General features: G+C 67.8%; 11 protein-coding genes and 2 pseudogenes. 4 read left to right on the plus strand and 9 right to left on the minus strand.

The features are described from left to right. Positions 1-90: 90 nt before the first annotated feature. Positions 91-704: pseudogene (locus BBK14_RS33955) on the plus strand (hypothetical protein); the annotation flags it as partial. Positions 705-1,147: 443 nt separating this feature from the next. Here BBK14_RS33955 and BBK14_RS33960 read toward each other — a convergent pair. Further along, complete coding sequence (locus tag BBK14_RS33960; RefSeq protein ID WP_071067222.1) at positions 1,148-3,430, minus strand: glycoside hydrolase family 3 C-terminal domain-containing protein; 2,283 nt, start codon at positions 3,428-3,430, stop codon at positions 1,148-1,150. Between the two features lie 217 nt (positions 3,431-3,647). Between BBK14_RS33960 and BBK14_RS39255 the strand changes: the two are divergent. Continuing rightward, positions 3,648-3,773 (plus strand): annotated as a pseudogene (locus BBK14_RS39255) (LacI family DNA-binding transcriptional regulator); the annotation flags it as partial. Positions 3,774-3,791: 18 nt separating this feature from the next. On the opposite strand, the gene BBK14_RS33965 reads toward BBK14_RS39255, so the two are convergent. The 7 genes from BBK14_RS33965 to BBK14_RS33995 all read right to left on the minus strand — a co-directional run bounded on the left by BBK14_RS33965 (position 3,792) and on the right by BBK14_RS33995 (position 15,273). Then, positions 3,792-4,880: a Gfo/Idh/MocA family protein gene (locus BBK14_RS33965; protein ID WP_083391435.1), complete on the minus strand. Its 1,089-nt coding sequence runs from the start codon at positions 4,878-4,880 to the stop codon at positions 3,792-3,794. A gap of 204 nt (positions 4,881-5,084) precedes the next feature. Continuing rightward, positions 5,085-6,998 (minus strand): PKD domain-containing protein, encoded by a 1,914-nt coding sequence (locus BBK14_RS33970; protein WP_338045538.1) that lies wholly within the window; start codon positions 6,996-6,998, stop codon positions 5,085-5,087. A gap of 508 nt (positions 6,999-7,506) precedes the next feature. Then, positions 7,507-8,346, minus strand: coding sequence for an ATP-binding cassette domain-containing protein (locus tag BBK14_RS33975; RefSeq protein WP_071067224.1), 840 nt, complete (start codon positions 8,344-8,346; stop codon positions 7,507-7,509). Next, positions 8,343-10,136: a dipeptide/oligopeptide/nickel ABC transporter permease/ATP-binding protein gene (locus tag BBK14_RS33980; RefSeq protein WP_071067225.1), complete on the minus strand. Its 1,794-nt coding sequence runs from the start codon at positions 10,134-10,136 to the stop codon at positions 8,343-8,345. Before BBK14_RS33980 ends, BBK14_RS33975 begins: the two co-directional genes overlap by 4 nt. Beyond that, a complete protein-coding gene (locus BBK14_RS33985) occupies positions 10,133-11,074 on the minus strand; it encodes an ABC transporter permease (protein ID WP_071067226.1) in 942 nt (313 codons plus the stop codon). The genes BBK14_RS33980 and BBK14_RS33985 overlap by 4 nt, the downstream gene beginning before the upstream one ends. Before the next feature lie 11 nt (positions 11,075-11,085). Next, the gene (locus BBK14_RS33990) at positions 11,086-12,654 is read right to left on the minus strand and encodes an ABC transporter substrate-binding protein (protein ID WP_071067227.1); all 1,569 of its coding nucleotides are present in this window, start codon (positions 12,652-12,654) and stop codon (positions 11,086-11,088) included. A 147-nt stretch (positions 12,655-12,801) separates the two neighbouring features. Further along, positions 12,802-15,273 (minus strand): glycoside hydrolase family 3 N-terminal domain-containing protein, encoded by a 2,472-nt coding sequence (locus BBK14_RS33995; protein WP_071067228.1) that lies wholly within the window; start codon positions 15,271-15,273, stop codon positions 12,802-12,804. A gap of 381 nt (positions 15,274-15,654) precedes the next feature. Between BBK14_RS33995 and BBK14_RS34000 the strand changes: the two genes are divergently transcribed. Further along, on the plus strand, positions 15,655-16,641 hold the full coding sequence (locus BBK14_RS34000; protein WP_020458106.1) for a LacI family DNA-binding transcriptional regulator: 987 nt from the start codon (positions 15,655-15,657) through the stop codon (positions 16,639-16,641). Positions 16,642-16,772: 131 nt separating this feature from the next. Here the strand turns inward: BBK14_RS34000 and BBK14_RS34005 are convergent, their stop codons facing one another. Next, positions 16,773-17,666 carry an aldo/keto reductase gene (locus BBK14_RS34005; protein WP_071067229.1) on the minus strand — a complete coding sequence of 298 codons (894 nt, stop codon included), beginning with the start codon at positions 17,664-17,666 and terminating at the stop codon, positions 16,773-16,775. A 121-nt stretch (positions 17,667-17,787) separates the two neighbouring features. On the opposite strand from BBK14_RS34005, the gene BBK14_RS34010 reads away from it, so the two are divergent. Further along, positions 17,788-18,274 (plus strand): helix-turn-helix domain-containing protein (locus BBK14_RS34010; RefSeq protein WP_071067230.1); only part of this gene is annotated, 487 nt, incomplete at its 3' end.

Genomic DNA, 18,274 nt, shown 5'->3' on the forward strand with positions numbered 1-18,274 from the left:
CGGCCGCGAAGGACACAGGGAGGCCCTGTCCCCGTGAGGATCGCCTGCCAGTACGATCTCAGCAGCAATGCAGAACTCAAGGGTTATTTAATAGTAGCGCCCGCAGTTGACCTATCGGTCGTCGGAACCTATTGCTCGGCAGCCGGCAACTCGCTGTGAACGGCGGGCCGGTGGAGGTGCTGCGCTCGACGCGGAGGCTACTCATCTTCGCGAGTATGGTAACGCTGGCCTTGAACATTGCGGAACCCCTGATCGCCGGGGAGTACGGCAAAGCCGCGTTCGACGCCGTCGGACCGTTGCTCCTTATCGGCTGGGCAGAGGTCGGCCCGAGCCTCCTGTACGCCATGCAAGCCACAGCAACCGGCCGGCGCGTGGCCGAGCCGCGGGCGGTTGACAGCCCGCCGCCGGTGGTCAAGCGTCGGTTGCTGGCGTCCTCATCTGCTGTCGAGCCGATGCGGGACGGGACTGCGGTCGCGGGCCCGCTTTCACGCGAGGCGGCGCGCGAGGCGCGGAGGCAGGACCTGCTGCACCGGGCCCGTGCTGAGGACGTGCTGCACTGGCAGCAGCACCAGCGCCCGATCTCCGCGGAAACGCTGCGCAAGCGCCTGGAGGTCGGCACCGACACCGCTCGCAGGCTGGTCACCCAGCTGCGCGCCGACACCCACATCGCGCTCGACAGTCAGGCCGACCCAGCCGCGTCGTAGGGCGCTGACCGGGTTCCGTCTCGATCCATTCGTCGATCCATTCGTCGATCCGATTGCGGACCCATTCCGCGATGAGGAAACCGAGCGCGCGGGAGGACCGTCGTCCCGCGCGCCCGGCGAGAGGTGCCGGCCGGAGACAGCATGAGCGTCGGGTGCGCTGAAGTCACCTCCACCGTCAGGCGTCGAGCGGTTCAGCGGCCGATCGCCGCTCGCGGCGGATCACACGGACCCCGTGTCGTTCGGACGCGGATCGCCCGCTCGGACAGAATCGCGGTGCGCACCGAACTCGTCTCGAACGCCACATGACCGCGCACGGCCTGCGGATGGCCGGGGCATCGCCGCGTTGCTCGGTGACGAGCTGGCGGGCCGGCGACCGCCACCTGCCGGCACTGCGGCCCGCCGCAGCCGGGTCGACGGCGTGCCTGGGACGGGGTTGCTGTCTATTAGACGTTCGCCGCGGGTTGCGCCGCGTCGCCATTGTTCGCGGCGTGTAGCAGGTCACTCAACGGGGCGCGCTCGGTGCCCGAGGATGGGGACATTTTGAGCAGAGCGGTGAGTGGCATCTGGGCGACGAACTGCCAGGTGCCCAGGTTCTCGAACCGGCCGTCCCGCGCGCCCATTGTCTCGCCCAGAAGTTCTCGAACGATGTGTCGACCACCCGGATGGTCGTACCACTCGGCCAGCGTGCTCTCCTCGGTGAGTGGTGGTGTCGGCGCAGCCACGTCGAGGTTGATCGTCTGGGTCATCGGCAGGTCTCGTGAGGAGGATCCCACGTGGATGCCGTACTCCCCAGGCTCGACGACCCACTGTTCGCGCCGGGTGCTCCAGTAGCTGAAAGCTCGGGCGTCGAGCTCGATCACCACCCGTTCGCTGTGCCCGGGGGCGACGCGGACCTTGCGGAAGCCGCGCAGTTCACGCACCGGGCGATCAACGTCGGCGACTGGGTCGCTGATGTACAGCTGGACGACCTCGGCGGCTTCCCGCCTGCCGGTGTTGGTCACCACTACCTCGACGCGAGCCTCCGGCCTGGCCGGGTCGGGGAGGTGCACGGTGAGGTCTGAGTAGGCGAAGGTGGTGTAGGTCAGGCCGAAGCCGAATGGGAACGCGATGTCCTCCTCGGTGCGGTCGTACCATCGGTAGCCGACGTACAGGCGTTCTCCATAGTTCACGTGCCCTTCGGCGCCCGGCCAGTTCACGTAGGTCGGGATGTCGTGGAGGCGGTGCGGGATGGTTTCGGCGAGTCGACCGGCGGGTGCGGCGTGGCCGAAGATGAGGTCGGCGGCGGCGCTTCCACCAGCCTGGCCCGACAGCCACATCTCCAGCAGCGTGGCGGCGCGGGAGGTGACCGGATCGGTGAGCACGACGCCGCCATTGCTGAGGATGACGGCAACACGCGCATTGACCGAAGTGATGGCTTCGAGTAGTTCCACCTGGAGGGCGGGCAGGTCCAGGTCGGTCCGGTCGAAGCCCTCCGACTCGGTCTGCTCCGGCAGGCCGAGGAACATCACCACCGTCTCCGCGTCGTGGGCGGCCTGCACGGCCTCGGCGAGGAGGGCTGGGTCGGCGGTGCCGTCGAGGCGGAAGCCGGGAGCGAAGGTGACTTCGCGTGAGGTCGCGGCGAGGATCGCGGTCAGCGCGTCGTCCAGGCGGGTCGGATTGACCTTCGAGCTTCCGGCGCCCTGATAGCGGGGGCTGCGGGCGAACTCACCCACGATCGCGATCCGGCCGCCGGTGGCCGGATCGAGCGGAAAGAGATCGTCGTGGTTCTTCAGCAGCACCGCGCCCTCGGCCGCCGCGCGCCGGGCCAGCACGTGGTGTGCGGGCAAGTCGGGCGTCTCCATGCCGTCGCCGCGGGCGAGCCACAGCCGCTGGTGCGTGGCCAGTTGGCGTTCTACGGCCAGATCCAGGCACCGTTCGTCGAGCGCGCCGGCGCGGACGGCACCAACGATCTCGGCGGCGCTGCGGCCCCTGCTGGAAGGCATTTCCAAGTCAAGGCCGGCCTGCAGGGCGGCGACTGGATCGTGAACGGCCCCCCAGTCCGAGACAACGTAGCCTTCGAAGCCCCATTCCTCTCGCAGTACCGTAGTGAGCAGCCATCGGTTCTGGGAAGAGCGCACGCCGTTGATCCGGTTGTACGAACACATGACGGTGGCCACATGTGCTTGGCGGACGACGTGCTCGAACGCGGGCAGGTAGATCTCGCGCAGGGTGCGCTCGTCGACATCGGCGCTCACCCGCATACGGTCGGTCTCCTGGTTGTTCACCGCGAAATGCTTGACCGAGGCACCGACCCCGCGTGACTGCACGCCCCCGACCCACGCCGCCCCGAGGGCGCCCGAAAGCAACGGATCCTCGGCAAAGTACTCGAAGTTGCGCCCACACAGTGGGGACCGCTTGATGTTGACTCCGGGGCCGAGCAGCACATCCACACCAAGCGCACGGCACTCCGCGCCAAGCGCCGCGCCGACCTCGCGCAACAGGTCTTCATTCCACGACGATCCCAATGCCGCCGCCGTGGGAAATGACGTCGCAGGAAAACTGTTCGTGATATGCCCGGTATCGACGCCGTCCCGCGTCAGTCGGACCCCATGCGGGCCATCGGTGAGAACCGCCGGCCGCACCCCGGCTTGTGGTATCTCCGCGGTAACCCAGAGACCGCCACCGGACACGAGCTGGGCTTTCTCCTCGAGGGCGAGCGTCGAAACAAGATGCTGTGCCTCGATCACTTGCTGCCTTCCTGTCTGGGATGGAAATGATCATCAACAGATGGCGGGTAGGTAGCCCGCTGGTGGCCGATGTGGGCTACTGAGGCGTGCCTGCCTTCGTCGTTACTTACGCGCGTAAGGTCTCTCACGTTAAACCATGGCCCCTTACGCGCACAAGTAGGATGGTGGCAGTCTTTGGGAGGGAAGTGCTGTCATGGGTGCCCGCCCCCGGGGGGTCATGGCGAGCGACGTCGCGCGGGCGCTKGGCGTCTCTCGCGTGACCGTGAGCTATGTCCTGAATGGCACTCCTGGCCAGGCCATCTCGGAGGCGACCAGGAAGAGGGTGTTCACCGAGGCTGAGCGGCTCGGGTATCGAGCGTCCTCAACTCTGCCGGCTACCATCCATCAGGGTGGCCGGGTAGCGCAGACCGATCTGGGCCCGGGCTGCATCGAGTGTCCGCATCACCGACACGGATTCGGCCTGGGACATGATGTCGCTGTCGAGGTGGCCGGCCTGTAACCGGAAGTGCACGTGACGGATTTGGTGATGTAGCCCGCCGCCGGCCGCCCGGTCCCGATGGTTCCGGCGGTCGGCACCGTCGATATCACCGACGGTGGCAGTGGCGTCGGTGGCAGTGACGTCACTGTCAGCGGGCAGGTATAGCCGTTGGGTGCCGGACTTCCGTCGGACGGTCAGGTTGTCCGGGCAGTGCATGAACGTGGCGAGTTCGATGCTGCCCTCCGTGCCGGAGACCCGGCCGGTGCAGGCGAGACTCGCGCGCAGGGATGCCTTCGCGACAGCCACCGCGCCCGTGTGGTAGCCCATCAGGACGGCGACCTGCTCGTCGACGCCGGTCTCGCCGAGCTGGCCGAGTGCCACCACCCGGTCGGGTTCGCCCAGCAGCATGCTGGCCAGCGACACCGGATAGACGCCCAGGTCGAGCAGCGCGCCGCCGCCCTGGGCGAGATCGAACACCCGGTTGGCGGGATCCACCGGGCGGGGGAATCCGAAGTCGCCCTCGACGGCCAGGACGGTGCCGATGGCGCCTGCGGCGACCAACTCCCGGATCTTGACGTAGGCAGGCAGGAAGCGGCTCCACATGGCTTCCATCAGGAACTGCCCATGGGTTTGGGCGGCAACCACCATCTCGGCGGCCTGCTCGGCGTCAAGCGCGAACGGCTTCTCGCACAGCACACCCCGCCCCGCGCTCAGGAACAGCAGGGTGTGACGGTGATGGTGGGAGTGCGGGGAGGCCACGTAGACGACATCGACACCGTCGTCGGCGGCAAGCCGCTCGTATGAGCTGTACCTGCGCCGGCGCGGGATGCCGAACCGTTCGCCGAACGCGTCAGCCGTCTGCTGGCGGCGGGAGCCGACCGCCACGAGCTCGGCGTCGGGCAAGCGGCCCAGCGCGGCGGCGAACTGGTGTGCGATGGCGCCGGTGCCCGCAATCGCCCAGCGGAACGACATGACAGATCCTCGATTCCTGGTGCGCGCGCGGCCGGCGGACTACCGCCGCGGATATTCCGGTAGCGAGGTCCAGCTCCGACACGCCGTTGGCGTCGTCGCCGCGAGCAGACCACCACAGATGGCGGCCCACCGCTGCGGCAAAGCCACAGCGGTGGGCCGCCGGCTAGCTCGTCTGGTGATGCTGCCTCGATGAGCGGATCGCTGTTAGTGGACCACGATGCGCACGGCGGCGAGGTTTTGGATCAGGCCGTAGGGAGTGTGAGAGTTGCCGTCTCGTTGGGAGGTGACCCGAACTACGGGGAAGTATGTTCCGGGCTTCGAGTAGCTGTAGGTGGCCCGGAGCTTCTCGGCTGCCTCGATGGGTTGGTTGGTCGCGGTGATCGGGTAGTCGCCAGCACCCAGAAAGTCCCATTCCGTACGCACGATCTTTCCAGCGCCCGGTGGTACCTGGGCCTGCACCGAAAACGTGACTTGCTGTCCTACGCGGACGTCGATGGGGTGTCCGCTGTTGGCGTTGTTCGCCGACAGGGTGACCACAGGCTGAACGCCATTGCGCTGAGCGGCGGCAGCCGGCAGGTTTACCTGAGTGTTCCCGTCGACGGTGTAAGTGGTGCTGGCCGGTGGCCGCGTTCCGCGGACAACCCAGGCGTCGAGGTCGAGGAGGGCCTGGTTCAGCGCACCTGCATAGCCAACGATGTGGGCAGCCGCGCCGGGGATCGCGCTGGTGTAGTCGGCGAGGTCCGGGCCGTGTTCGGCGTTGTCCATGTACCACAGCCGATAACTGTCGGCCAGCCTCCCGCCCAGCGCGGTTGACGCCTGCTTGTGGTACCAGTCGGCCGACCAGGGATAGGCCTGGGTGTCCATGGTGGATGCGAGCATGATCATCTTGCCGTTGAAGTGCCCGGTTGGGGCCGCGCCGCCGGCACCCGCCGCAAGGAGTGGCCCCACCAGGATCGGACGCTGTGGGTAGAGCGGGTCACCATTCGGGCCGCGGTACTGGTTCCAGCCGTACTGGTCCGAGGAGGGGACCTGGTGACGCTGGTAGTACTGCAGAGCGAGGAGCCACGAGTTGTCGATACGCACCTCGTCACCGGGCTTGATGGCGCCCGTCACCGCCGGATCGGCGCCGAACCCGAAACCGACGGTGGTACCGGTCACGGTACCGATCGGTACCGACTTGCCGGCAGCCGCGCCGCTCGTGACGACAAGGTCGGCCCCGCCGACGTCGCCGCCGGGCACGCCRGACAGCGTCAACGCACTGGTTGGGCTTCCGACCAGGCCCGTGACCGTCGTGTCGTACTGGACGCGGGCTGCCTTGACCGCCGCGTCGCTGCTGCCCTCATAGCCAGGGGCTGCCCAGAAGTCGTTGACGTACGAGGGGTCCACCGCGCGGACGCTGCCGGCCACGACGGAAAACGACCCGCCGTTCAGCGTCGCGTACTGCCACCACCCGCGCAGCGGGAATCCAAGGCGGGTCACCTCCTGGAGGACCTGTCGCTGCGTCGGGTTCAGTCCCTTATATGGGTCGCCGCTGCCGCCGGGCGCTACCGCGTCGGCGATCYGTGGGAGCTTGTCGGCCAGTATCCGCAGCGCGAGGGATTGTGAGGCCTGGAAGCTCGGGATGGCGTTGGGGACGCCGGGCACCATCGGCACCCCGCCGTCCCACACGCCGTTGGTGTTCTCCATCGCGCCGAGGGTCTGGTAGGCCCCGCCGCTGGCACCGTAGATGTATCCGCGTGGACGGGCCGTCCCTTGGTACACACGCGCCGCGACGACCCGGGAGTACTTCGCCGACGCCGCATTGACGCGGTACCCCCCGAGGCCACCGGCCGCCGCGACACCGCCACCGTTATTGGTGGACACGACGTACGCGCCGTTCGAGATGGCGAAGGCGATGACGTCCGGCGTGGCGTCCTCTTGCGTCACCGTGGGGTAGGTGGACTCGAAGAACCGACCCCGGTACTGCGCCGCCGCCGGAAAGTAAAGGGAGAACTTCGCGTTCGTACCCGTGAAGCCTCCGTGAATGTAACGATAGGTCACCGTGACGTTCGTCTTGGGGTCAGTGATGGTCCGCTGCTCATCGATGTCGGTGTACGGCTGGTTGAGTGCGGGGTCCACACACGTCGCGGTCACGAACAGCGGCCCACCGGACGTCCGGGGCTGGCAGGCCGGCGCGTCAGCCGCGCCGGCCGCCGACACGCCGACCAGCGACGTGACGCCGACCGCGAGCACCGCGGCGAACGCCAGCGCCGTAGGCGCTGCCCGCCTGCGCCGACGCGGTAACGGCAGCGGCGGGTCGGCTTGGCCCGCTGTACGTGCCGGAGCTGCGCGTTGGCCCCTTCCTGGAACTGTCATCCTCAGGTTCGGCATGGGCACCCCTGTACCTACCTTTCTGGTCGCGGGACCTGCGGTCATGGCCGCCCGAACAACTCAATGAGGTTGGAGCGGCCAAGTCGTTGTGGATCAGATGAATCCACGCCGGGGACTACGCCGTACCGCTCGATGTCGCCGGGACGACGGCGGGCGGCATCGGCAGATGGGAGCACGCTCGGGCCACGCGACTAGGCCTGGCGGCCGCGGCGCTCGCTGTTGCCCGGTCCGGAGGTGCGGCTTCGGTTTTCTGTGCCTATGGCGGGGTACTCACCTGTTCAGCGAGATGCCGCCGCAGCTCCCGGCGTCTCCGCTGTTCGGTGGGGTCGGCGACCGGGGCGGCGAGCAGCAGCCGCCGGGTGTAAGGATCTTCCGGTGTGGAGGTGACGACGTCGGCCGGGCCGGTTTCGACGATGTCGCCGCCGTAGACCACGCTTACCCGGTGGCTGACGTGCCGGATGACCGCGAGGTCGTGTGAGATGAACAGATACGCCACTCCGGTGCGGCGTTGGATGTCGATGAACAGGTCCAGCACCCGCGCCTGCGTCGAGACGTCGAGTGCGGAGACCGGTTCGTCGCAGACGATCAGTTTTGGTTCGGGGGCCAGCGCGCGGGCGATCGCGACCCGCTGCCGCTCGCCGCCGCTGAATTCGCGAGGGAGGCGTTCCAATGCGTCCTTGGGTAGTCGCACCATGTCCAGCAGCGCGCGTACGTGCGCTCTGGCCTCGCGCGCTGGAAGGCCTTGGACCAGGAGCGGCTCGCAGAGGATATCGCCGATCGTGAGCGACGGGCTGAGCGAACTGTAGGGATCCTGGAACACCACTTGTCGGGTGCGTGCGAGTGCCCGGCGTTCCTTCGCGGAAGCGTGGGTGACGTCCCTGCCCTGGAAAAGAATCCGCCCGCCGTCCGGCCTCACCAGGCCGAGTACGGCGCGGCCGATTGTGGTCTTGCCCGAGCCGGATTCACCCACGACGCCGAGAGTTTCGCCGGCGCCGATGGTCAGGGATACACCGTGTAACACCTCACGCGGGCGGGCGCGGAAGCCGCGGCGCGGATAGGCGACGCGCAGTTCGCTCACCTCGAGCAGGGAGGTCATCGCGCTTCTCCGACCTGCACCGCCACGCTGTCGCGGGCGGAGATGTCCCCGCTCGGCGCGTCGGTGCGTGTTGTGCTCCCGTCGAGGATGGAGTCGAGCAGCATCCGGGTGTACTCGTGTTGCGGTTCGCCAAGGATGTCGAGCGCGGTCCCCATCTCGACGATCTTGCCTCTTCGCATGACGGCGACGCGGTCGCACAGGTCGGCCACCACGCCGAAGTTGTGTGTCACGAGCAAGACGGCCATGTTCAGTTCCTGTTGGAGGTCCCGCAGCAGGTCGAGGATGTCCGCTTGGATCGTGACATCGAGCGCGGTCGTCGGCTCGTCGGCGATGAGTATCCGAGGTCGGCTGGCCACGGCACCGGCGATGAGCACGCGCTGCGCCATGCCACCGGAGATTTGGTGTGGATAGGAGTTGAAGGTGCGTTTCGGATCCGGGATGCCGACACGGCCCAGCAGGGCGAGCACCCGCTCGCGGGCGGCGCGCCGCGCCATCGGCGTGGACGCCTGTACACCCTCGACGAGCTGCGCCCCCACGGTGGTGCAGGGATCGAGGTTCGACATCGGCTCCTGCGGCACGTACGCGATGGATCTGCCGCKGATACCGCGCAGCTCACGCTCGGTCCGCCCGAGCAGTTCGCGGCCGTCGAACGTGATGGACCCGCAGGTGATCGTCGCACCCGGCGGCAGCACGCCGAGGGCAGCGAAAGCGATCTGGGTCTTGCCCGCGCCGGACTCGCCGACGACGCCGAGGGTTTCACCCGGCTGCAGGCTCAGGGTGACCCCACGGACCACCTCGCGCGGTTCGCCGGACGGGGAGGGGTAGGCGATCGTCAAATTCCGCACCTCCAGGAGTCCGGGAGGTGCATCGTCGGACGGGTCGGGTTTCTCCGGCCGGGCCGGCGCGGATGGGTGGATCTTGCGCGGTCGGCGCCGCGACGCTCCTAGCGTGTCCCGCACCGCGTTGCCGAACAGAACCAGCGAGGCCGTGATGAGGCCGAGCATGACGCTGGGCCACACGATTTGCAGTGGTTCGACGTACAGACTCTCGAACCCGGCGGCGATCATGGAGCCGAAACTGGGCACTGAGCTCTGTCCGACGCCCAGGAAGGCCAAGCCCGCCTGCACTCCGATGGAGGCTCCTAAGAGGAATGCGGTGGCGATGATGACGGGACCGCGGACCGCGGCGAGTATGTGTCGCCTGAGGATCCTCGGGCTGGACAGCCCGGAGACACGCGCGGCGTCGACAAACAACTCGTTGCGCACACCCAGAACCTGATTGCGCACGATCCGGTAGACACCGGGTGACAGCAACACCCCGAAGATCATCATCGTGATGCGGTAGTCACCTTTGGTCACAGGCATAAGAATGATCAACAGCAGTRGGCCCGGGAAGGTCATCACCAGGTTGAACACCCATTCGGTGAAGCCCCTGATCTGGTGCCCGAAGTAGCCGCCGATGAGACCAGCAGTGACGCCGATCGTCAATGCGACAGTCGTTCCGATCAGGGCGGAGACCATGCTCGTATTGATGGAACCGAGCAGTCGCGCAAAGATGTCCCGACCGCTCTGATCACCACCGAGCAGGTAGCCCGGGGTACCGACGTCGGCGTCGATCGCATCCAGCGAGGCCTCGTTCGGGCCGTGCGACGTGAGTAGTGGAGCCAGCACGCCGAGCAGTACGATGATCAGCAGGACACTTGCCGTGACGACTGCCTGCGGGTCCCTGCATAGTCGGCGCAGCGTCGACCTGCGCTTGGTGGTGTCGGTCCCTGACGCCGGCGTGGTCAATGGATTCTCGCCTTCGGGTTGAGCCATCCGTTCACGAGGTCGACGACGAGGTTGACGGTGACGATGAGCAGCACCGCGAACAGGGTGACCCCCATGATGATCGGGACGTCGCCCTGCAGGGAGGCGTTGAACGCATAGGTTCCGAAGCCCGGCAGAGCGAAGATGTTCTCGAGGATGAGGACGCCGCCGAACATCGTGATGAATTCCAGAGACAGCACGGTGAGCGCGGGACCCGCCGCGTTTCGTAGCGCGTGGCGTAGCAGGATTGACCGGGACGAGATCCCGCGGGTACGTAGGGTGCGGATGTAGTCCTTGCTCAGCTCGTCGACCATGGCGCCGCGGACCTGCGCCGTCGCATTGGCGATACTGGCCACCGTCAGGGTGATCACCGGAATGGTGATGGTGGCCGCCCAGCGGCCCGGGTCGTCGGTGAGATGCGTGAAACCGGTGGGGGGGAGCAGCTTCAGGTTGATGCCGAGCACGGTGACCAGGATGATCGCGATCAGCATGTGAGGTACGAGGTGGCCGACGAGCGAGGCTCCCTGGGCTACGCGGTCGACGACACCACCACGGCTGGCCGCCAGCACGCCGAGCATGACACTGATGAGGGCCGTGAGGATCAGTGCGACGACGATGATGGACAGGGTGACGCCCAGCCGCGTCGGCACGGCCTGGACGACCGGCTCGCTGGTGAAGTACGAGACGCCGAGGTCGCCTCGCGCGGCGTGGRCCAGCCAGTCGAGATACTGKACCAAGACCGGACGGTCGAGCCCCATCTGATCTTTGCGTGCATGCAGCGTCTCGGGCGTCACGCTGGGGCCAAGGAGGCTCCTGACCACGCTGTCGAACGAAAGGCTCAGCAGGAAGAACGTGATCAATGTGACGAGGAGAGCGAGCACCACACCTGCGCCGAGCCGCCGGAGTACATAGGCTAGCAAGGTGTTCTCCGTTATCCGGACAGGCCGAAGGCGCGAACGGTGTTGAACGTCAGCGAGCCGTCACCGAGATAGGTGATGCCTTTTTTGGTTACCCAGTGGACCGCGACGTAGAAGAGGGGGGCATTCCACGCCTCCCGGACCGCGGTGGCGTTGACATGCCTGTAGGCATCGGCTGCCTGCCGCGGATCAATTGTCTGAGCCGCCTGCTCCATCTGTGGCGTGAGGTCCGGATCCTCCGTGTGGAAGGGGTTGTACGCTCCGTCCTTGGAGAAATATGTGGACGCGTCCTGCGCGGTCGTCCCCAGCCCGGCAATTGTGAAGAACGCCGGATATTTCTTCGAGCTGATCGCCGCGTCGGTCTGCTGTGGGGGAACCGGTTCCCACGTCACCGCGATTCCGATAGCGGCCAGGGACTGGGTGATTGTCGGTGCGAACGACTTGGCCAAGAAAAATTCCGGCATCGTTACCGAGAATCCGTTGGGATAGCCGGCCTCGGCCAGCAGCCTCTTCGCGCGCTGTGGATCGTAGGCGTACGTCGTGTTCAGCGCGGGGTCATACGCCGGGTCCTTGGGGTTGAACACCTGCTCGGTCGGCTTGCCCGAGCCCCTGAGCAGCTGTTCGACGATCTTCTCGCGGTCGAACGCCATGTTGATGGCTTGCCGGACCCGTGGATCGCCCAGCGGTTTGAGCGACTCCCCCGCACGGTCGGCGAGAACCAGCGAGGCCAGCGAGTTGGCCTCGACGACGGCGGCGTCAAAGCCGGCCGCCCGCAGCCGGTCCACGTTTGTCACCTCGACGGTACCGGCGTTGACCTCACCCGCCTGCAGGGCGTTGAGGGCAGCGGTTCGGTCCCGGATGACCGAGATTTTGACGGTCTTGAACGGGTACGCCTGAACGTTCCAGTAGTCCTCGCGGCGATCGAGCACGTAGGTCGATCCGTTCACCGTCTGTCCGGTGTTCAGGACGTATGGGCCCGAACCGACCGGGTTCAGCGCGGTACGTTTGTCGTTCAGCGTCGCTGGATCGCCGATCACGCCCGCGCCGCTCACTGCCAGCGAGTCCAGCAGTGCGCCGTCCGGATGGGAGAGTCGGAGGACGACGGTGCGGTCGTCGGGCGCGTCGACCGATTCGAGCGCGCCGAGGACTTGGCTGGCAGATCCTGGCGTGTTCTTGCTCCGCTCGAGGGTGGTCTTCACCGCGACCGCGTTCACCGGGGCACCCGAGCTGAAGGACATTCCCTTGCGCAGCTTCAATGTCAGTGTGCGCCCGCTGTCGGAGTAGTTCCAGCTCTCTGCCGCGTTGGGCTGTAACTTGCCCTTATTGTCCTTCAGTATCAGGGTATCGAAGAGGGCGCTCCACGCGAACGAGGACTGGCTGCTTATCAGTTCAGCGGGATCGAAGGAATTCGGAGTAGCCTGGATGGAAATGGATAATGTCTGTTCGCGCGACGCGGACGGCCGTCCGCTGCCACCGTCGCCGGACGATTGTTCCTCGCCGGCGCACGAACTCGCGCCGGCGACTGCCACCGTAGCGAGTGCGGCGCCGAGTACCTGCCTGCGGGATAATGCGCCGTCTATCATAAGATCCTCTTCTCTGCAAGAAGTGACTTGGGTAGCGACCAGAGTCATGGACTGTTGTTCACAGGTCCACGTCGGAGCCGGTGGAACTCAGACCCGCGACGATCCCGATGAGGTGGGGAGTCGCCGGCGACACCGTGGAGGGGGAGGTCATGACATCGCCGCCTCGGTGACGGGTGTGGGCGACGACCGGCGGACGGCCGCCTCGGAAAGGAACACCTCGCGGTGCTCGAAGACCGCGGCCTCACCCGTGATCTCGACCTGCCCACGCAGCCGGATGTCGTCCGAGGAGCTACCGACGAGAACCTCGATCGGGCCGGGCTCCAGCACGAGGCGGCCGTCGAGGCCGAGGTACGCGAGCTGGGCCAGCTCGACGGTGAGGGTGACGCCGGCGGTCTCACCCGGCTCGAGCTCGACGCGGGCGAACCCGACGAGCTCCTGCGACGGGCGGGTGACTCCGGTGGCACGGTCAGCGAAGTACACCTGCACGATCTCCGTTCCAGCACGGTCACCATCGTTACGGACAGTCATGTCGATCGTTACGGAACCGGCTGCCGGCACTTCACTAGGGGTAATGGTGAGGTCGCAGTACGCGAAGCTGGTGTAGCTCAGGCCGTGCCCGAACGGGAACAGCGGGGACGCCGACATGTCCAGGTAGCCCTGGTGCATGTCGTACGCGGCCCGCCGGTAGCCGGTGCCCATCGGCTGGCCCGAGTAGACCGGGACCTGCCCGGAGTGCCGCGGGATCGAGACCGGCAGCTTGCCGGACGGGTTAACGTCGCCGAAGAGGACCTCGGCGACGGCCGTGCTGCCGTGCTGGCCGCCGTAGTAGCCGTAGACCACGGCGGGCAGCTCGTCGATGATCTCGGTGAGCGCCATCGGCCGGCCGGTGAAGACGACGCCGACGGCGGGAGTCCCGGTGGCCGCCACCGCCTGCACGAGCGCGACCTGGTTCGCGGGCAGGTCGATGTCGGCGGTGTCGCAGCCCTCACCCTCGGTGATCTGTGGGATGAACCAGCCGGCCCGGCCGCCCAGCGCGAGAACCACCACATCGGCGTCGCGCGCCGCGGCGACCGCCTCGCGGATGTCCGCCGGCTCCTCGTCGAGCACCCCGCAGCCGCGGGCGACGGTGACCACCGCGCCCGGGACGGCCGCCCGGATCGCATCGGCCAGCGAGACCGACCCGTACCGCTCCCGGATATACTCGTCGATCGACTGCGACAGCGGGCCGCCGAGGTCCTGGCGCATCAGCTCGATCGCCTCGGGCGGCATCTCGGTCACCATGTTCTCGGTGCCGGGGACGTTGGACCGCTCGCCGCGGAAACGCGCGCCGAGCATCTCGAGGCCGGCGGGGAAGGTGTACGGCGGGAACGCGACGCTCACGTTGTCGGCGTGCGGCCCGACAACCGCGATCCTCTTCAGGTCCCGCGTGAGCGGCAGCCGGCCCTCGTTCTTCAGCAGCGTCACCGACTGCTGGGCGAGCCGGTGCGCGAGCCCGCCGGGCTCGGAGCCCTCCTTCGCGATCGCGTTGATGACGACGGGGTCCTCGTCCACGTAGGGACGGTCGAACACGCCGAGCGCGAACTTGTCGCGCAGCACCCGCCAGGCGGCCTGGTCGAGCTGCTCCGCCGGGACCTCGCCCGAACGGACCGCGGCGGCCAGCGTGCGGCCGTAGCCGTAGGAGTTCGGCAGCTCCATGTCGATCCCGGCGGCCAGCGCCAGTCTGCCGGCCTCCTGCGCGTCCTTCGCGACCCCGACCCGGGAGACGAGCTGGCCGATCGTGTCGTAGTCGGAGACGACCGTGCCGGTGAAGCCGAAGTCGCCGCGCAGCATCTCGGTGAGGTACTCGTGGCTCGCCCCGAGCGGCACGCCGTCGATGGAGGCGTAGGAGTTCATCACGGACCGCAGCCCGGCCAGCCGGATCGCCGCCTCGAAGGGGCGCGCGTACACCTCGAAGAGCTCACGGCGCCCGAGCACGGTCTTCGCCATGTTCTGCCCGGCCTCGGTCACCGCGTAGCCGAGGAAGTGCTTGCCGGTGGCGATCGCGCCCTCCAGCGGGCCGGCGCCCTGCAGACCGCGGGTGTACGCCACACTCAGCGCGGTCACGAGGTACGGCTCCTCGCCGTAGGTCTCGTGCACCCGGCCCCACCGGGCGTCGCGCGCCACGTCCATTACCGGGGAGAGGACGTGGCCGTGGCCGACGGCGCGGACCTGACGGCCGGTGAGGGCCGCCATCTCCTTCACCGCGTCCGGGTTCCACGTCGCGGCCAGGGCGATCGCCGTCGGGTGGACCGGGAAGCCGGGCGCCACGGGGCCGTTGAGCGCCTCGATGTGGAAGGTCGCCGGGATGCCGAGGCGGGTCTTCGTGAGCAGGTAGTGCTGGATCTGGTTGGTCGCCTTCGCCAGCCGCTCGGGCACCAGGTGGCCGAACGTGCCGAGCATGCCGACGTGGCCGATCCCCTCGGCCAGCAGCTTGCTCGCGGTCGACGCGATGACCCCGGCCGGGCCGAGCAGGCCGGTCGGCAGCAGACCGACGACCTGCTGCGCCTTCTCCTCGATCGTCATCGTCGCGAGCAGGTCCTGCGCCCGCTGCTCGGGGCTTGCGTTCAGGTCAGACGCCATCGTCGTTTCCTTCCGTCGACGCGGTCGCGCGCGGGCGCCGCCTCGATGCGTGTGACAGCCGGTGCGCAGCCCTCGGCCGTCGCCGTCACGGTGATCAGGCCAGTGCTGCTCACCCACTACGGGCGGCGAGGCGAGCGGCTCCGACCGCTGGTTCCACGGCTCGATCGCAGCGGCCACTGCTCGGAGCCTCGATCACTTGCTGCCTTCCTGTTTGGGGTGGAAAAGGACTGTGACCCGCGGAGGCGGGTCGGCGCCCCGCCGCGGGCTACTGAGGCGCGCCCGCCTTCGTCGATGCTTACGCGCGTAAGGTTTCTCACGTTAAACCATGCCCCTTACGCGCACAAGTAGCATGGTGGCGGTCTTTGGGAGGGAAGTGCTGCCATGGGTACTCGTCCCCGTGGGGTCACGGCGAGCGACGTCGCGCGGGCGCTGGGCGTCTCTCGCGTCACTGTGAGCTATGTCCTAAACCAGACGCCTGGCCAGTCCATCTCCGAGGCAACGCGGAAGAAGGTGCTCGCCGAGGCCGAGCGGCTCGGGTATCGCCCGCACGCGGCGGCTCGGTCCCTCGCCGGGGGAAGCAGCCGGGTCATCCTGTTCCTGCTGCCTGACTGGCCCGTCGGAGACCACACCACCGGCGAGTATCTGAAGGGAGCAGCGAACGTCCTCAACGCCGCCGGCTACACCCTGACCGCGGGAACCCATCAGACCGGCAGCCAGGCCCGCCCCTTGTGGGAGGCGCTCGACGCCGACCTGGTCGTCCCGGTCGCGCCCCTCACGGACGAGGAACTCGCGGCGCTGCGCCCGGCCTCCGCCCCGCGGGCCCTGGCGGGCGGGGCACTGGCCCCCGAACAGTCACCGATCAGCCGGATCGGGACAGCACTGCAGGTCCAGCACCTCCATGAACTGGGGCACACCCGACTGGTCTTCGCCGGCTCGAGCGACCCCCGGCTTGCGGGGCTCGTCGCGGCGCGCGCCGCCGAGGTCCGGGAACGCGGACGGGAACTCGGTATCGAGGTGATCGACGAACAGTTGATCGCCGACACCGATGACGGGGTCGCCGCCGTCGTCCAGGGCTGGCTGGCGGCGGCCGTCACTGGTGTCGTGGCCTTCAACGACAATGTCGCGGCCCATGTGGTTCGCGCGGCGGTCCGTGGCGGCGTGCCGGTGCCCGAGCGGCTCGCCGTGGTCGGCCATGACGACAGCCCCCTTGCCCGGCTGTACCTCCCGACGCTGACCAGCGTGCGCGTGGACGCGGCCGGCATGGGCCGGCGCACCGCCCGAGCCGTCCTCCACACCCTCGGAGTAGAAAAGGAACCGCCGGGACCAGCCGACATCAACGCCACCCTCATACGACGAGAAACCACCTGAGATGATCTGCATGGTCGAAGGCGCCGAGCAGGGCTGTTGCGAACTGGGGCCGGGGCACGTAGAGGTCCGATGGGCCTCATCGCATGCGGGTGGTCACGCCGCCGGACGTCCCGCATAGCACCGCCATACCGTTACGTCACTGTGGGCGGCAACACCAGCCGCTCGCGCACGGAGTCCCACAGCTCCGACGGGATCTCACGCTGCTCGTTCTCCACGAGTTCATCCACACGCTCCGGAGCTGATACGCCGACGACCGTCGAGCTGATCCGAGGATCGCGTGTCGAGAACTGGAGGGCGAGTGCCGCGAGCGGCACGTGGAACCGGGCGCACTCCTGGTGCAACCACGCGGTGGTGCGGACGATCTCGGGCGATGGCGCGCGATATTGATACCTCGGACGGGCCGAGACCTGCTTCGCGAGCATGCCGCTGGCATACGGTGCGGCATTAATGAAGGACAGGCCGGCGTTGACCGCGTGGTCGATGAGGGCGTCCGCAGAACGATCAAGAAGTGTATACTGGTTGTGGTTCAGGATGACGTCGAAGACGCCGAGGTCGACGTAGCGGCGCATCTCGCTGATGTCACCGCCGGCCACGCCGATTGCCGTGGCCAGGCCGTCGGTACGCAGCTGCACCATCGCCTCGACCGCACCTCCGGGGGCCGTCATGTGCCCGAAATCGAAGCGCTCCGGGTCGTGCAGGTAGAACACCTCGAACCGATCAACCCCGAGCCGCTCGGTGCTCTCCCGGAACGATTCCCGCACTCGGCTGCCGGGGAACTCCGTGGCCCACAGCGCGGGATCTGCCTTGGTCGCGAGCACGACATTGCCGGGACCTCCTGCCGCGCTGCGCAACGCCTCGCCGATGCGCCGCTCGCTTTCGCCGTTCGCGTACTCGTTCGAGGTGTCGATGAAGTCGATCGGTGACTCCAACACGCGGCGAATCGTCGCCACCGCCTGCCCCGCCTCGACGTCATAGCCGTAGATCGTCGGGAGCCCGCCCAGCGGGCTCGTTCCGACGCAGACCACGGGAACCTCGGGTCCGTCGGTACCTAGTGCGCTGTCTGTGAACGTCTGCTGGGTGAGGTGTGGCGATCTCGGTTTGCGGTGATGCGCAGGTATCTGCTCCTGCTCGTGGGAGGGGTCTGCGATGGCGAAGCCGGTGCATGTCCGTCGGTTGACGGACGAGGAGGGACAAGCCCTGCTGCGGATCGTGCGGCGGGGTCGGCACGACGCGGTGAGGATCCGCCGGGCGATGATGATCCTGGCGTCGGCGTCGGGGAACACCAACGAGGCGATCGCCGCCCTGGTCGCCGCTGATCCCGACACCGWCCGGGACGTCATCCACGCGTTCAACGACCGGGGGTTGGACTGCCTGGACCCGCGGTGGGCGGGCGGCCGTCCGCGGCGGATCACCGCGGAGGGCGAGGCCCGTATCGTCGAGGTCGCCCGCACAAGGCCGAGGGCGCTGGGGCTGCCGTTCACCCGCTGGAGCCTGCGCAAGCTGTCCGACTACCTGCGCCACCCGCCGGCCGGGGTACCCCCGGTCATCGTCGGCCGCCAGCGACTGGGCGAGCTGCTGCACCAGCACCGGATCTCCTTCCAGCGCACCCGTACCTGGAAGGAGACCTCCGACC

This window comes from Parafrankia soli (assembly GCF_001854695.1).
Taxonomy (GTDB): domain Bacteria; phylum Actinomycetota; class Actinomycetes; order Frankiales; family Frankiaceae; genus Parafrankia; species Parafrankia soli.

Excerpts from the sequence above, each read along its gene's own strand:
- BBK14_RS34000 (WP_020458106.1), top strand. The coding sequence starts at position 15,655 with ATGGGTACTCGTCCCCGTGGGGTCACGGCGAGCGACGTCGCGCGGGCG.
- BBK14_RS33975 (WP_071067224.1), bottom strand. The coding sequence starts at position 8,346 with ATGACCTCCCTGCTCGAGGTGAGCGAACTGCGCGTCGCCTATCCGCGC.
- BBK14_RS33990 (WP_071067227.1), bottom strand. The coding sequence starts at position 12,654 with ATGATAGACGGCGCATTATCCCGCAGGCAGGTACTCGGCGCCGCACTC.
- BBK14_RS33995 (WP_071067228.1), bottom strand. The coding sequence starts at position 15,273 with ATGGCGTCTGACCTGAACGCAAGCCCCGAGCAGCGGGCGCAGGACCTG.
- BBK14_RS33965 (WP_083391435.1), bottom strand. The coding sequence starts at position 4,880 with ATGTCGTTCCGCTGGGCGATTGCGGGCACCGGCGCCATCGCACACCAG.